12 protein-coding genes are annotated in these 16,285 nt (G+C 59.3%); 8 read left to right on the forward strand and 4 right to left on the reverse strand.

Translation table 11 applies throughout. From position 1 onward, the window contains the following. Positions 1 to 5: 5 nt before the first annotated feature. From CFB10_RS23935 to CFB10_RS02120, 3 genes are all read right to left on the reverse strand, one after another. On the reverse strand, positions 6 to 407 hold the full coding sequence (locus CFB10_RS23935) for a DUF4145 domain-containing protein (protein ID WP_170940891.1): 402 nt from the start codon (positions 405 to 407) through the stop codon (positions 6 to 8). Between the two features lie 569 nt (positions 408 to 976). Next, positions 977 to 2,962, reverse strand: coding sequence for a UvrD-helicase domain-containing protein (locus CFB10_RS02115; RefSeq protein ID WP_020012656.1), 1,986 nt, complete (start codon positions 2,960 to 2,962; stop codon positions 977 to 979). 4 nt (positions 2,963 to 2,966) lie between these two features. Beyond that, positions 2,967 to 4,919 (reverse strand): ATP-dependent endonuclease, encoded by a 1,953-nt coding sequence (locus CFB10_RS02120; protein ID WP_081629722.1) that lies wholly within the window; start codon positions 4,917 to 4,919, stop codon positions 2,967 to 2,969. Positions 4,920 to 5,361: 442 nt separating this feature from the next. Here CFB10_RS02120 and CFB10_RS02125 point away from each other — a divergent pair, with 442 nt between their 5' ends. Beyond that, positions 5,362 to 7,536, forward strand: coding sequence for a DNA cytosine methyltransferase (locus CFB10_RS02125; protein WP_020012658.1), 2,175 nt, complete (start codon positions 5,362 to 5,364; stop codon positions 7,534 to 7,536). Here CFB10_RS02125 and CFB10_RS02130 read toward each other — a convergent pair. Beyond that, positions 7,496 to 8,176 (reverse strand): hypothetical protein, encoded by a 681-nt coding sequence (locus tag CFB10_RS02130; protein WP_020012659.1) that lies wholly within the window; start codon positions 8,174 to 8,176, stop codon positions 7,496 to 7,498. The two genes, CFB10_RS02125 and CFB10_RS02130, sit on opposite strands and share 41 nt — an antisense overlap. Before the next feature lie 734 nt (positions 8,177 to 8,910). Between CFB10_RS02130 and CFB10_RS02135 the strand changes: the two genes are divergently transcribed. The 7 genes from CFB10_RS02135 (at position 8,911) to CFB10_RS02165 (ending at position 16,266) form a co-directional block, all read left to right on the forward strand. Beyond that, the gene (locus CFB10_RS02135) at positions 8,911 to 9,258 is read left to right on the forward strand and encodes a hypothetical protein (protein WP_020012660.1); all 348 of its coding nucleotides are present in this window, start codon (positions 8,911 to 8,913) and stop codon (positions 9,256 to 9,258) included. A gap of 18 nt (positions 9,259 to 9,276) precedes the next feature. Next, positions 9,277 to 9,612 (forward strand): hypothetical protein, encoded by a 336-nt coding sequence (locus CFB10_RS02140; protein ID WP_020012661.1) that lies wholly within the window; start codon positions 9,277 to 9,279, stop codon positions 9,610 to 9,612. Next, positions 9,594 to 10,049 carry a hypothetical protein gene (locus CFB10_RS02145; protein ID WP_052819824.1) on the forward strand — a complete coding sequence of 152 codons (456 nt, stop codon included), beginning with the start codon at positions 9,594 to 9,596 and terminating at the stop codon, positions 10,047 to 10,049. Before CFB10_RS02140 ends, CFB10_RS02145 begins: the two co-directional genes overlap by 19 nt. Before the next feature lie 269 nt (positions 10,050 to 10,318). Beyond that, positions 10,319 to 11,176, forward strand: coding sequence for a hypothetical protein (locus CFB10_RS02150; RefSeq protein ID WP_020012664.1), 858 nt, complete (start codon positions 10,319 to 10,321; stop codon positions 11,174 to 11,176). Between the two features lie 11 nt (positions 11,177 to 11,187). Beyond that, entirely contained in the window at positions 11,188 to 13,524 is a 2,337-nt protein-coding gene (locus CFB10_RS02155; protein ID WP_026364122.1) for a Mu transposase C-terminal domain-containing protein, read from the forward strand. 10 nt (positions 13,525 to 13,534) lie between these two features. Further along, a complete protein-coding gene (locus CFB10_RS02160; protein WP_020012666.1) occupies positions 13,535 to 14,677 on the forward strand; it encodes an ATP-binding protein in 1,143 nt (380 codons plus the stop codon). Then, complete coding sequence (locus CFB10_RS02165) at positions 14,674 to 16,266, forward strand: TniQ family protein (RefSeq protein ID WP_020012667.1); 1,593 nt, start codon at positions 14,674 to 14,676, stop codon at positions 16,264 to 16,266. The genes CFB10_RS02160 and CFB10_RS02165 overlap by 4 nt, the downstream gene beginning before the upstream one ends. Positions 16,267 to 16,285 lie beyond the last annotated feature (19 nt).

Consider the following 16,285-nt stretch of genomic DNA (forward strand, 5'->3'; position numbering starts at 1 on the left):
ACAATCTAATACTTTCCCCTGCTCTTAATTAGCCGCTCCGTGAGCACCTTTATTCGGTCCGGATAAGCTCGATAAAAGTTGCGCAACCACTCTTGGTAAATTTCGTAAGCGTCTAGCAAAGCCTCCCTCGATACGTCGCCGTCATGGCTGCCAAGATTGCCTACGTGCCGCAGGGCGTCGAAAGTATCCTTAGATCCTCCCGCGTATTTTTCAGCGAATCGGTCGATCCTCTTGAATAGTTTGAGCTCGTGGCCGCCCTCCTCCCTAGGGATACTGTGGGCATCCATGATACGTTCGACACTAATCCGTAGTCGGTTGGCCGCCGACCCGCGATCGCCCCAAAACGAGTTAAACGACTGCTGCATCGCCTTTGCGGCTTCCGTCGGTGTTTCGTCCGGAATATCCATCAATGGTGGCGCCGGCTCCATAAAGCGCGGCCAATTCTGTGTGGCCGTCGTAATTTCTCGGCGACTTCCGTAGGTCTCCACTTCGGTATAATTCCCGCAGACTGTCACGACTTCTCGGCAGGATCTACTGCTGCATACCATGATGCATGTAAAACGCCCGAAATCTTCGTCAGGCGAATAACCGTGCTTCTGGAGGTAAAGATCGCTACTTCCGGAACGCACCTTGGAATAAGTCTGGGAATCTACAACCAGTCGACCCCGACTACATGAAGGACAAGGGAATGCCGGAAAGTCCAGCTCGTTGAAAAATTCAGGCCAAAGCTCGCGGTTCGACGCCATTTTAAGTCCCCGTTTATTCGGCTTTGTGAAGCCTTGTTTAAATCGCTCGATACTCTTCCCTTTACAGATTTCAAATCCGGCATGTTTGCCCGAACTATTGAAGGCTGAGGAAGTACCGAAGTAACCGAAAGATGCAGATGGTCCGGATCTTCGACAGGTTAGGTTGGGAGCGAGCAGAACATTCGGACTTGGCCTGGATGTTTTGGAAAGCCAACATCTCGCGATTGTCGTCAATCTTGCTGTTCCTTTGTGGTTAGGTCTATGACCTTCCATCCTTGCGCTTGCGCTGCCGGTGCCACTGCGGCCGAATGCGATTTCCGCAGCGCAAGACCAAGCAATTCCCTTGGCCGGGTCACGCCCACGAAGACGTTTGTCGCGGCGGTGAGTCCTACGCCCGTGAGTGGCTGGTCGGTAATGCCGAAGGCACGGGGAAGGACCGTGGTGAGATCGATGCACTGCTCGTCTGCTCCGCTGCCTTTCCATACCTCGCTCTCGACGACGAGAATTCCGTCGACGCTCTTGCCCTTGACCGAGTGGATCGATCCCAGCCGCAATGTTAGCTCGTCGAACTGCACCTGTTTCGTAGAGCGGCGTTCGGGGTCGGCGGGATCGGCCTTTTGTTCGGCGACGAAACCGCAAAAGTCCGCGATTTCCGCTTCAGCTCCCTGAGGATGCGGACTGAAGTGCGGCAACAACTGTTCCATGAAAACCAACCATGCCGCCTGATCCCACGCCGCGTCGCCGGCAAGCACATGATCCCGCAGTAGTCGGCGGACAGCCCGTGGCAACGCGAGGTCGCGATGCGATAGTGCCGTCCACACATTGTGCGCGGTAATTGGACGATCATTCGCCGCTCTCCACCCATGGGCGCGCGCCAAACCGGAAATGCCGACCGCGAGCATCTCACTGACCTCGGCGGGAGGGCGTGCTGCGGCATGGTGTACCGCAGCCTTCTGAAACTGCCGGCACAGAAGGTTGGCCTTCCCGCGAGAACCACCTTCGCTGCGATATGCAGGGTGATAGTCGACCAGGCTCTTCGGCTGCCACGCCCCCTTCTTGCCGGGCAGATTGTGACGCGATGCGACCGCCCAGACGTCGCGCGTACTGCAATCGGCGCCCCACAGCGCGCGCGCTTCTTCGGCGAAGGCTCCGAGAACCCCGCCGATCGTACCCTCGTCGAACAGGAACATCACCCGCGACGCAGGCCGTATGCCCAAGCCCACAATCGTCTGAGCCTGGCGCGCGGTCAGCCGGCTTGCAAAACCGGCGATCTCCCCGCCGAACCTGCGGCTCGTATCAAGAGGGATGCAGCCGGGGCCCGGCGTCCAATAGGCCGGGGCTGCACCATCGTCCTCGTAGAGCGTTTGATTGCTGTCCCCGAGGCGTTGGAACGCTGTCCCGTCCTGCTTGAAGAGGTGCTCCAGCAGTCGAAGCTGTTCGCCATGGGTGTCCTGCGCCTCATCAAGAATGACGAGCGGGAAACGATCACGAAGCCGCGCGGCCAGAGCCGGGTTTTCACGGAGCGCACGCCATGCGAGCGCAGTCATGTCGGCGTAGCGATAGAGTCCGCTCCTGGCCATCGAGGCCTTGAGGGATTCGAGCGCCTTCCCGCAAGCGGTGTGGGCACCCCATTGCCCTTTGCGGCAGCGCACCGTGAGTGCTTGGGGCTCTGCATCAACGTCCGTGAAACCCGGATCCAAATCGAGGAGCGCAATCCACTCTTCGAGCCTACGCTTCAGCTTGAGCTTCTTGTTCTTGGCGAGACTGTCGAGGACGCCCCAACCGGGATACCGCCTCAGCGCCTCCGACGCGAAGGCGTCGTCATCAATCTGGCGCACGCTCCAGCCCAAGCCGCGGAGGTAAGGCAAGGCAAGGTACTGGTTGATGAAAGCCGTGACCGTACCGGTAAAATGGGGATAGGACGTCAGTCGCGCCGCTGTCGGGTGGCGGGAGATCAGATCTTCGACCTCCGTCCGTGCGGCATTGGTATGCGAAATCACACAGACGCCCCGCCTGCGGGTCAGCCAGTTACGTGAAAGCAGCGCGAGCTTTGCCGCCAGCAGCGTCGTCTTACCATTGCCGGGCGCCGCCTGGACGTCACATGGGGTGGTCTTCGCTAGGAAGTCGGTCTGGCTCGCGTCGGTGAAATCGCAGCCGCCCAGCTCGTCGCCAAGTTCAGCAAGCAGTTCAGGCGTGAGCGGCAGGATCTCGAACATGACGTTACCCCTCCTCCGCCGCCGCGCCTTCCATCCCGGCGACGCCGATCTCTTCGTCTTCTGGCTCGGGAGCGATCGCCGACGTACCGGGGACATAGCCACCCGTCACGTAGTCGATCGCGCGCACCAAATAGGGCGGGAGCCAATCGCGCATCTGCTCCGGCGTATCGGTGCGTTTGCGCAGGATGGCCGCGAGTTGCTCGGCGACCTCGGCCTTGGAAGATTCCTTGTCATGGACAGGCTGGTAGATCTTAACGGCGATCTCGGTGGCAGAGTGCCCAGCCTCCTTCCAGCCCGCGTAGGTTTCGCTGGCCTTCTCCACGATCTTCGCGAGCCGTTCGGGCTTGCGACTGCTGGTCTTGGCGAGCTGAACCGCCTGGTGAACGCTCTCGGCAAGCTCGGGCCGGAGCGCAAGATCGAACTCAAGTGTCCAGCTATCGGCGATGAAAGCGTCGACGGGATCTCCGATATCGCGCCGCAGCGTCTTCAGCCGCGCTGCGATCTCGTCCTGGGTCAACTCGTTCTCAGTCTTGCGCTCGCCGACGAGACCTTTGGCTTCAGGTGGCGGGATGTCCCTGTCTGGAATGAGCGCCACAGGCACCGGCACCGCGTCCCCGGCCTTACGCTGCAGAATCCGGCTATAGCGGAACAGACCACGGTGGCCGACATTGACGATCGACACGCCGTGGCGACTGAGCGGACGGTCCAGCTTCTCGGCGATTGCCGGCAGCAACAGGTGCTCGCCGTCGCCCTCGACGACAATCAGCGCACGAGCGAAGAACAGGTTGGCCTTGGTCGCATCGAGGAACCGGCGAAGGAACTCATAATCGTCCACTTCGAGTCGGGTATGGGCCGCGCCCAGCGGAAAAGCGCGGTGACCGACGATCATCGTCATGGTCTCAAGCTCAGCGCCGGCCGCGAGCTGCGGGCTATGGGTGGTGAGTAATACCTGGACCTGCTGATGGGTCTCGCCCTTGCCCGGGTCCGGCTTGGCGGCGCGGGCCGCAAGCACTTCCATGAAGAGCGTCTGGTGCTGCGGATGCAGATGCGCTTCGGGCTCCTCGATCAGCAGAAACGGCACCTGGTCGGGATGTGACTGAAGCAATAGCAGCTCGGCTGCCATGAAGAGCAGGTTGTTGTAGCCCAGCCCCCGCTGCACTCGCTCCGTGCCAGCCTTGGCATTCAGATAAAGCTCGAACCTTTCGAGGATCTGATCGAACGAACCACCAGCGCCGAGGTCCAGCGTCGCAACTAGGCGATCATCGACGAACGACAGTTTGTCGAGGAAATCAGTGTTCACGCTATTGGCCACGCCGCCCACGGCAGGGTTGTCTCGGACGGCGACATCTGCAGCGACAACCGTGTCATGGAGCGTAGCTTTGGCACCTGGCGCCGCCGGCTTGCTCTGAGGCCCCATCGTGGGCATTGCGCCCAGAATACGCGACAGGCGTGACCGGCGCCCCGCTCGCATCTCACGCTCGGCGTCCCGCAGAGGCTTGAGATAGGTGGCCTTCAAATACTCGCGCAGTTCCCCGTCGAGCGGTAGGCCTTCGCCTTCGGCGCCGGCGCGGTGCTGGCTGGAGATGATGCTGCCACCACCAGGAGAAACGCGGCGAGCGCCCCGGATACAGACGTGGAGACGGAGCTTCCCCTTTTCGTTGGTGCACCATTCGAGGAACCGAGCCTCTTCATCCGCGTTGAGATCGTCGAAGGTGCAGCGAATGATGAAATCGCAACCCCGTGCGCCATGGGCATCGACGTGGAAATCATGTAGGTCCGGTCGGATGTAGTCGTCGCCGCGTGTCCAGAGGACATAGCGGGCAGCATCGATTATCGCGCTCTTCCCGGCGTCGTTCGGTCCCACGAGCATATTAAGGCCGCGCGAAAGTTTCAGTTGCAGAGGAGTGTTCGGAGCAAAGCAACGAAAGCCAGCGGCATATATCTCGGAAATGTGCAAACAGATGCCCCAAATGATTCTCTAAAACGTATGGTTGCACTATAGCAGGTGCAAAAGATCTGGACCACTTCGGTCGTAAGGCAGTGGCAGCTTGGCGCAATGTTGAGGAACAGCAACCGACCAACATAACGGCGCAAAGCTGGCCAACGCCACATAGTTATCGGTTGGGGAAGTATCCTGGCGTTTCCAGCTTTCGGCTTCCTTTGCCCAATTCCCTCTTCGGGATCTCTCACTGATCGATTAGCGAACGTGAGGCTGAAAATAGAACCCTTTGCATCGACGGACACTTCCGCCTTCCCAGCGTCCACCATCAGGAAGGCGGACGACATCGCGCCATTGGTATGACCGGCGAACTTCGAACAGGATAGTTAGAATTTGATCGAATCCATTTCCGGGACAGAAGGACCAGCCTGCTAGACAGCAATGACAACAGAGGCTGGCGATGGCTGAGACGGCAGACAACACGACGAGCGACGACCCGGGGGCGCTGATGAAGCGAATCCTGGCGAATCGCAAATCCATTGCCAAAGCCCAGTTCGACATGATCGCCAGCATCGGCCAAATGCGCTCAACGATGAGTGACGACGATCTGCGCAGTTTCCTGGTTGTCGAATGCGGCATCCCGCGCAGCGACCTGCCGTCGATCTTCGCCTTCGATGAGACCCTCGGATCCTGCGAGTCACTCCTGCGCAAGCGCTGCGTCCCATTCCACGTGGTGAAGGCGCTGATCGCGACCGATGCCGATACCCGTCAAGCTGCGCTGGACGCTCTTGCAGACGGAACCGAGGTCGATATTCCAACCGTTGCCAGGCTCCGTCGTCTGACGATCCGCAACAGGATCGGAGCGAGCGCCTATGCCGAACGGGGCCGCCAGCGCGCGATGACGGCTGCGGCTTCGAAGCAGTCGCACCTCCGCGTCCAGGCGCTCGGCGAAAACGTCGCCACGCTCCTTTCCGAGATTGACGCATTCACGGAGCGCTTTGTCGGGGAGCCACCCTGCGATCCGAACGAGGATCTCGTCGACCGGTCCGAGGCATGCATTTCCGCGGCCGTTAGATTGAGATCCCACGCAAGGATCGTGCTCCGTGAATTCAAGTCGGTCTATGGCGAGGTGGAACTGCCAGGAAAGGGTGTCGCCGGCTTCAGGAATGGGTCACATCGGCACAAGCTTGCCGCCGCCCATGAATCCCTGAAACGCTTCGCCGATGGGAAGTTTGCTTGGTACGAGAAGTTCAGCGGCTTTGCCTTCGAACATGGCTATCTCTGGCAGACTGAGCTTCAGGACGCCCTCGCCTATCTGCTTCCCTGCGATCCGGAGCCGGATCCGGATCCGGCACTTGAAGAAAATACCGAAGCCACCAAACCCTTGAGGTTTCTGGAAATATGCGCGGGTGCTGGCGGTCAGGCGATAGGCCTGCTCGGTGCGGGCTTCGAGCCCGCACGGCTCTACGACATGGATCTCAATGCCACCCGGACCCTGAAAAAGAACTGGACGTGGCCCGTCACCCGAAAGCGCCTGGAGAAGGTTTCGGATCGGGATCTCCAACAATTCCAAGGTATCGATCTGCTTGCCGGAGGCGTGGAGTGCAGACCGTTCTCTCAGGCCGGGAAGCAACTCGGCGCAAGCGACAGCAGGAATCTGTTCGATGAGGCGATCCGATATGTGAAGGTCATCAGGCCTCGCGCTTTCTTCTTCGAGAACGTCGAAGGCTTCACGGACAAGAAATTCCTTAAATATCGCGCCAGCGTCTTCCAGCGGCTGAAGGCGCTCGACTACCGCATCGGCCTGCACAAGCTGAACGCCCGCGACTTCGGGCTTGCCCAGTCGCGCCCACGGGTGGTGCTGGTTGGCGTGCACAAGGACGAACCCGGACTGTTCTCACTACCGAAGGACGGGATCACGACCACCATGGGAGAAGCCCTCGCCGACGTGATCTTCCCACATCGCGCGCTGGGTGATGCCGTCTACGACCAATGGGCGGAAAATTGGCTCGCGAATTACGGAAGCAAGGTCTCCACCACAGTCACCTCGAGCCTCTACAAGAACAAAGGTAAGATGAAGCGGAGATGGGAGAACGAGCTCGGCTTCGCCATCGACCCGAAACACGTCGGTGACGGACCGGCCCCACTCGGAAGCATCGAAGACCCAACAACCCTTCCCTATTTGACCGTCGATGTTACCCGGGTGCTACAGGGGTTCCCGCGGGCATGGAAGTTTGAAGGCAAGGCAGACCGTCAGTTCCACCAGATCGGAAACGCGTTCCCGCCGCAAATGTCGAAGGCGGTTGGTCTGGCCATCGCCCGGGCGCTCTCGGGCCGAATGCCAAATTCGATCGACGCGCCGCCGCTTGTTCCCTTCAGCGAATCCTTGATCGGCGTGAAGGGCGTGACACCAACGGGCTCGACGAGGTTCATGCTGAACGCAATGACGATTGAGGACGTTGAGGAGTTGAGGGACAGCTACGGCGCGAAGTTCCCGGACCTGAAGACGCTAAGGGCTCAGGCAAAGAGAAACCGTCGCGCCCGAAAGCGCAACGCGCACGAATATCAGCGATCCCGGCAAAGCGACGGGCAAGTCACAGAGACTGCAGAGGCTGAGGACCTGTCCACTCCTTGAAATGTTTTCCGATTGCCTTCTGGATCTCCCATGCCGCTGGATGCTCCAGCCGCCTGACCTGCTTCCCGTCTACGTGAAGCAGGCCTACGCCGCTTTCTCTCCACGCGAATCTGACCTCGCGTCCGGCGGCATCCTCGACGGTGAGCGTCTCCACTTTACCATCGGTCGAAAAGGCTATCTCGGGACCATCCGGGCCGCACAGGTCGCTGAACTCCTCGTAGGCCATCGCCACTTCCTGCGAGACTTCCCTGTCGCTCTCATGTAATGGAACAAGAACGACTTCCTTCAGATAAACGCCGATCGCGTTGACAAACAGGGCCATGTCGTCCCCCGCGAGGTACTGCTCCTGCTCAAACTGCCTCGGAATGTACCCGAACCACCCATCATCCCCGAATTTCACCTCGGTATTGATTTCGGCGGTCACCTGGACATCCGCCCACTCCGCCCGGTCCTTGCGTGTTTCGGCTTTGCCCGGGACGTAGAGTTCGACTGGTAGCCTCCAGCCGTTAGGATCGCGCGTCCTGAACACCAGGGTCAGTCCGCCTCCTCCGCGCTCTCCGCGCATCACGAGATTCCTCTCCTTCAGGATATGCCCGTAGCGCTCCTTCGCCTCGATCATGATCTGCGTGAAATATCCCATGGATTCGACCTCCCTGCTGGTGCGGGAAGGATCCGTTGCACGGACGCAAGGGACAAACCGGGTTGAAAGGATTCGTCGCTTGAAGTTCTCTCAATTGTTGACACGAGAACTTAAGAAGAACATTTAACAACCTGATATAGCTTAATATTTTTCTGTAGACGCCACGCCTGCAATCTGCCTTACTACTCACGCCCGAGGAGGCGCCGGAGGTACCGATGATACAGATATCGATATCCGTGAAGGGTCAGGTCTGACGCTGACGCCACAGGTGCGCCCCGGCACCGCGTAAGGGGAGCTTGATGCTTCCGAACGGGCGACCTCCGAAGAATTTCACTATTTCGAACGATGCAGCCTTAGGTCGGCGGACAAGTTTCCGAGGGTCATTTAGGAACGACATTGTAGCTAGTGACTGCGATGGAGTTTCACAATGTATCCAGCAAATGAAGTCATCCCCCTGCGCCTGCTGACCTCTGCCGTGGTCTTCGTCGTAGCCTGATCTACCACCGACATTTCCGTGTGATTTCGCCCTGGCATTGCCTGCCGGGAACGCCCACCCGTGCTCTGAAGAAAGATTCGCCAATGCCGACACCAACGTGGAACAGATCCGCACGCGATCCGCCCTGAACTGACCTGCGCCGCGCGCGGCGTCTCTCCGAAGTTCAAGAAATGCCGCACTCCGGGCAACTCCGGAGATCGACGGCGCACGTCCGCACTTCACCAAGAAGGATACCCACATGAGCACTGCATCCGACGTCTCCATTCAGGTCCTGCCGACGGCTTTCACCAAGGCAGAGATCGAAATCCAGCGTGACTTTGCGCGCAAGTGCATCCGTGCGAAGCGCTTCGAAGACCTCTCGTCGCGTTACATGGCGATGAAAGCCGAATGCCATCGCCACGGGCTGCGTGCATGCGATTTTCAGACGTTCCGCAACGCGGTCCGCCTCACGCGCCTTGGCACTTCTCGCCGCGTCAACTTGCCTAAATCCTGCTTGCCTATGCAGGAGTACTATTTCGGTCTACCGACCGAAACCGCGCTCGTCGATGAGCACGACAGTTTTCTGAATCTCTGGCGTCGTCGTTGATCGGGGAGCCAGAACAGGATGACCATCAAAACCAGCTCGATGCGCACCCGAAAACCCGATGTCATGGACGAGACTCTGCTCCAAGTGCTCCCCGCAGAACTGGACGAGTTCGACCTCGATCTTGTCCGCATCCTCAAGTGGGCGGGAGTGTGGAAGGCGCTCCCGAAGAGACCGCGCCGTCACCTGAAGCGGCTGGCACCACACCAGGTCACCGTCGTGCGCGGGAAGCCAAACATGCCCGACGCTATCCGATCACCGGGAACCGATGCCGCAGCGGCCGAGAACGCCAGTCGGCCCGAAACGATCCGCAATCCACTCCAAAACGAGGAAGCCGCATGCTCCATGAAGAAATGACGACCTACTTCACGACTCTGGCCGACTTCCATCCTGCCGTGCTCCGCTGGTCAGCCGATGTTCTACAGGACCATCCGATGCTCGCGACGACCTTCGCGGCTACGTTGAATGTTATCATTCAGCAGACCCAGTTGCTCGGAATCGACGATGAAACGGCACACGAGCTTCTCATTTGCCTGATCGAACATGAAGCAGGACCGGCCCTTCGCCGGCTGGGTATCAGCTTGCCCATCCCCTCGCGCGACCTGTTCTCAACCCTGGCGCACTCGTTTCGTGAAGATGACGAAATCGCAAAAGTCATGCTTCGAGAGCCGTTGATGGCGGAGAAAGGCCCCCTCGGCATCACGCGCAGGTCGCTGTGGGCCGAAGGTTTGAGGGAGCCGGAGGTGTCGCAGAGACTCGCCGAACTCCAGGCGATTGAGCCACAAATACACTGAGCCCGCTGCTCGACACCGCTGCCCGGTTAGCCTCACCACTCCAAACGGGGCCCGCCCAGCATTTCGAAAGCGATGCCGAAATGCGCGCTTTCCGGATAGTCGAACGCCCAAGGCGTGGCCATCGCCTTTCCGACAGTCATCGATGGGAGATATTCACCCCATGACTCCGCGCGGGCCGCCCCGGCCCTAGCACATCCCTCCACCAGACAGCCCTGGCCCGGCCGCACAGCGCGGCCGGCATCAGACACCTGCGTTCAACGGAGCCTTCAATGACCCGCGTCAGACAACTCATCCGCTTCATGAAGGAGCTGGAGTCCGGCTACGACCGGACCCAAATCCCGCTTCCTTCCGAGACCGTCTTCCTCAAGCCGGATAATCCGCTTATCTCGGGACGGATTCGGCCCTTCCCGATCGACGTCCACGACGATGACGAAAACTATGCCGACCTCGTCAGCCTTCCATGGCTTTGGATGCCGACCGAGGAGCCGACGCCCAGTCGATGGTACCCGGCCAGAACGAAGGGCCATTCCCGCGGCACCATTACCAATCCGAAGACACGCTCGGCAATCAGCTACGCCAGTACATACGAGATGAACCTCGCCTACATGCTCTGTGCCTCCAAGCACGTCGCTAAAGTCGAGGATCAGCCCGAAGCCATCATCGTCCCCCGCGACGACGGTGACAAACAACACACCGTCGACTTCCGGGCGACGATGGCGGGCAATGGCTACCGGATCGTCGTTGGTGTGCGACCATCCTGGCAGCTAGACAAGGACGACCTCCGTCACACGATCGAACGGATCAACTCCGGCTCCCTCGCGGGCTTCGCCGACGAGGCGATCATCCTGACCGAACGCGAGATCACCAATGACCGCGGGTGGAACGCAAAGAGCGTCCTTCGTGCGCTCAGGGGATCGGTCGCCAACGACAATGCCCGCCTGGCGAACCACGCCTCGAAATTCGACGGAACCGTGTCACTCATGACGCTGACGAGCATCTTCGATGACTCCGCGGCCGCTTGGAACGCCGTCTGGTGCCTGATCCACGACGAGATCCTACTGCCCAGCCGTCCCGACCTCAAGCTCGTGGATGCCCCCTTCGTCGCCTTCAACCACAACGCCGCATGAAAGGAAAAAACATGGAAACCAACCTTCCCGCCCTCCTCTCGCTACAGCACGGCGCCGTGCTGCCGGTGTTCAACCGCCTTCCCGTCAAGGCCCGCGTTCGTGATCGCGGCATCGACTATTGTGTCCTGTACTGCGACCGAAACGGTGCCGCGCTCCAGCGCATGGATGAGACCCGGGCGACAGTAACCTTCAGTCAGGCCGACATCACGGAGGCACTCAACCGTCCGGGCAATCCGATGACGATCGAGAAGGACTTCTACGCCGAAACGAAGGCGCGCGCCCGGTTGAAAGGTGCAGACAAACTCAGCGGTATGAACCCGAGCGATCAGGAAACGGTCCTTAAAAGAGAATACTTCGTTCGGTCCTTCTACGAGATGCGGGCCGACTACAGGGAAAAGTGCAGGCTTGCCCGCATGGATAGGATGCCGCTTCCGCCTCGCGTCAGCAAGTCGCGCGACTCCCTTCTGCGGGTGATCCCGCTCATTTCTCTGAAATGGCGTGCCCACCAGTTGGCGAGCTCGCCGAAGGCGACTTACCGGACAAAGGAGAAGACCGTCACCCTCGTTGAACCAACCCCCTCTACGTTGAAGACCTGGATGCAGAAGATGGAGGAGAACGAATTCGACCCGGTCTTCCTCCGAAACCAGTATCGCAACGAGCGCCAGGAGTATTTCACAGCGGACGAGCTCATTCACCTTAACGCTGCGATCGCCGCCGCCTGCTCGCGAACCGATCCCGACCTCGCAAGAATCCATGCCGACATGGTTACTGTCATGGAGGCCGAAAACAAAACGCGCGGTGCCGGCGACCAACTCAGGATTCCGTGCGAGAGCACGCTGCGCAATCGGTATGCAGATCTTCCCGAGATGAAGCGCGACCTTGCACACGACGGCAAGGAAGCCGCCAAGCGCAAATGGCAACCCGAGCACGGCGGCATCGACGTCGTCCGGGCGGGCGAGCGCGTGGAAGTCGATGATCACGAAACCGACCTCCACACAGTACTGGCGATGATCGGTGTCTGGAAAACGATGTCGAAGACCGAGCGGGCCAAGGTCAAGCGGATCCGATTGTGGATCTCGGCGGGGATCGATGTGGCCAGCAGAGGCCTGACAGCGCTCTACGTCAGTGCTCGTCCGCCGTCTAACAAATCGGCAATGACAGTCCTGGAAATGTCGACCCGCGACAAGACCGATATCGCGCGCCGTCTCGGATGCTCAACCGCATGGATTCAGGGTGGCACTATCGAGACTATCGCGGTCGATAGCGCAGCGTACTTTGCCAACCGCTCTTTTCGGATCGCGGTGAACGACATGGGCACTGACTTGTTCCTGCCGCCCGCCGGGGAAGCACCCTGGCGAGGCTTCATCGAGCGCTGGTTCCGAACCCTTTCGCACCAGATGTTCAACTATTTCAACGGACGCACGTGGGGTTCTTCTGTCGAAAAGGGCGACTACGACTCCGAAGCCGAGGCAGATATGATTGCTGATCAGGTTGCCGAGTGCATGCTCCGGTGGGCCATCGATGGGTACCACAACGCGCCGCATTCCGAACTGAACGGGTCCACGCCGCAGAACCGTTGGCTGGAACTCAGCCGAGACTACGGCGTGATGCCCGGCCCGACCGGAGCGCTGCGTACGCATCTTTTTGGAACGCACATCAAGCGCACCATCTCGAAAAAGGGCATCCGGAGCGCCGGCTTGCAGTTCCAGAGCAAGGAACTTCAGAAGATTCGCCGAAAGGTCGGCAAGACTCCGGTGATTGCCCGCATCAACAATCACAACCTGGGCAGCCTCTCCGTATGGGCCGAGGACGGCTGGATCGAAGTGCCTTGCGTCCATCAGGATCTGGAGGGTGTAAGCATCTGGCAGTGGCTGGCGGCAACCGAGAAGCTCCGTTTGTTTAATGCCGAAAATGCCAAAGTATCCCGCGGCACCCTCCAGGCGACCTTCCTCTGGCTCAAAAACCAGGCGGAAATGGCTCGTCTTGAAGCCGGCCTGCTCAGCCCCGTGTTAGCCGACGAGGACTACCAGCGCTTCGAGAAGAGCATGGACCGCACATTCGACGTCGTCGAGAGACCGTTCGAAGGTGAATTCCGCCCAGAGGGTGAATGGCAGCCGTCCAACGAGCTGTTCGCGGCTCTCGGCATTCACCCGGTTGTCTACGCCGCAAAGAAAAAGTCGGCAAAGGCGGCTCGGGAAGAAGCCGACGCAGGCGGACGTCCGCAGCTCGGCACCATGCCCCTGCAGCACGGGCAGGAGCAGGAGGCACATGCGCACGAGCCGAACGAGCCAGTAGACGACGAGACGACGGTCGTTCGCCGCATCACCACCAACATCTTCGAAAACTAGGGAGATTCTCATGGAAATGTTTGACAAGAACCTCGACGCAAAGCGCAGTCAGGCAGCCATCGCCCACGTCCGTGAGCTGATCGGTGACAACCGCGCAGCCATCGCGGACCGGATCGCGGAACTGTACGATAACTACGTGATCCTCGATCGTGACATGCCCCTGCGAGCTGCTTTGATGTCGTCGGTTGCAAGCGTTCTCACCCCTATCACCGGGAGGCCTGACAAGCGGAGGATCGTGGCTGTCACCGGGCGTTCCGGCGCAGGAAAGACCACGGCACTGATGAAGCATATCGAGAGCATTCCTGCGATGCAGTCCTACGTGGACGACGACGGTGTCATGATTCACCCCGTCATCATTGTCGATGCTCCGTCACCATGTACGCCTCGCCTGCTGGCTATCTCATGCCTCGAAGCGCTCGGTCACGCGCCTCCGGAAGGCATCAAGGAGAACCAGGCCTGGCTGCTGTTTCGCCGACTGTTGAAAGTTCACAAGGTCATGTGGGTGTTCATCGATGAGGCCCAGAACGCTATCGAGACTGCCTCTCTCCGCGAGGCAACCGTTATCGGCGACGCATTCAAGTCGCTGACCCAGATGCCGGATTGGCCCGTGAGACTGATCCTTGCAGGCGTGGCGCCCCTGGCAAGCTTCCTCGCGCGAAAGCAGCTCTACAATCGCCGCACCGTCGTTCCCTTCGACACCCTCGATGCAGACGGTACGACAGACCTTGTGAAAAGCATTCTGGAGACGATTGTGCAGGAACACGCTCGCATGGAAATCCGGATCAAACTTGATGACACTGGCGAAGAAGCCGACGAGGAAACGACCAAAACGCGGCAAAGGGAAAAGGGCACGTTCCTCAAGCGATTGATGCACGCCTGTGATGCCGAATTCGGGTCTGTGGTCCAGATGATCCGGGCGGCCGTCGAGTTAGCCATCTACGCGGATCGTGACCATGTCACGATCGATGACTTTGCGAAGACCTACGCCTCCTTCTCAGGTTGCAGGCCTAGCAAGAACATCTTCACCGCCGCCAACTGGGAGGAACTCGACCCCGCAACCGCTCTGCTCCGCGACGACGATCGGGTCTGGGAAGCCGAAAGGCTGAGGTCCAAGGGAAAGAATGCAACCAGGTACGGAGTTCGCCCCCAATGAGCAGGCTTGCCGAATTGCTTCCCTTCCACGCTGGCTATGAAACCGTCGCCAGCTATTTCTCGCGACTTGCGGCGGCATGTGGCTACGAAAACGCCCGCGCCTTCGCCTTCCACCTTCAACTTCAGTTCCAGGGCATCGTTGCCGGACGGGAGAAGGATTTGGAGACCTTCGCCGCAGTTCTGGATATGCCGAGATCGTCGCTCTCTGCGGGAGTTATTCTCGGAGACAAGTACATCTATCAAATCTCCGGTCAGGTGCTCAGCCGGCATGAGATGCAAAGGCTGCGGTTTCGTTTTTGTCCCTTCTGCGTGAGCGAAGACGAACAACGCTGCGGCGGCAGGCGAGGTTTTCGGGCATACGGACGCCTGCATTGGCACGTTTCCGCTATCCGCACCTGCAAGCGGCACGGCGTTCGCCTCGTCTCGAGTGCCGAGCTCGCGAGATCGCCGTTCCAGCACGACTTTGCGGCCAACCTTGCGACGGAATCTTCCAAGATTCCCAAGTTCATGGCGTCTGCTGAAGCTGCGGAACCGGACAATCTTCAGACATATGTCGAGAGGAGGTTGAAAGGCGTCAGGGGCGGCGCCGACTGGCTTGACTCCCTGCCGCTGTATGTCGCCATCCGCCTTTGCGAAATTGTGGGCGCATCTCTGCTGCACGGAAACCTGTTCCGCTCATCGGAATTCGGCGACCGGGAATGGTCAGAGAGCAGCGGTGCTGGCTACGATCTTCTTAAAGAAGGGGAACCTGCATTCCGCCAATACCTGCAGGCTCAGGTGGATGATTTTCACCGCGGGAAAGGTTCCGGCGGTGAACGATCCATCTTCGGTCGTCTTTATCTAACCCTTGCCCATCGGACGACCGAAGCTGCATTTGATCCGATCCGAGATATCATGCGTGATGTGGCTATTCACAATCTCCCGCTCGGACCCGGGGATGAATTCTTCGGGCCGATCACTTCCAGAAAGTTCCACACGATCCACTCTGCCTCAAAAGTCCACGGCATTCCGTTCGAGCGCCTCAACAAACTCGTGCTGGACGCAGGATTACTCCCCAGTGAAACAAGCGGTAGAGGCAGAAATCTCATCGAAGCCCAAGCCGTCGACCGCATTGTCACGGAAATGGCTGCAACATTTAATCAGAAAGAGGTCGCTACTGAACTTGGGGTCACGCGCAAACTAGGCCGGCAGCTCATCAACGGCGGCCTTCTGAAGCCATCCTTCGAAGTGAAACAGCGACCCGGCGCCAGGATCATTCCTCGATACCCGGCCGAGCAAGTTATCACTCTACTCGCGAACCTTCGAGCCGTCGCCAACTGCACGGACATGAGCGAGCTCCACGATTTACATAGTTCGATCAAGCGTTGCGGATGCACGTTCATCGAGGCAATCAATTTGATCCGCTCTGAAAAACTCTCAAAAGTTGGCTGGGACGAAAGTGGAATCGGACTTGCAGCCCTTCGAGTCGATCCAATCGAAATGCGGCTTCTGATGATGCGTCAAAACTCGATCATTTCGGATCGGCAGAGCAAGCGTTCAACGGTGGGACCTCAGCCTCACGGCAGTCCCAATCGGCAATTGCTACTGTAGACATCGAGAAAATTTACGC

This window comes from Agrobacterium sp. 719_389 (genome assembly GCF_900188475.1).
Taxonomy (GTDB): Bacteria; Pseudomonadota; Alphaproteobacteria; order Rhizobiales; family Rhizobiaceae; genus Agrobacterium; species Agrobacterium radiobacter.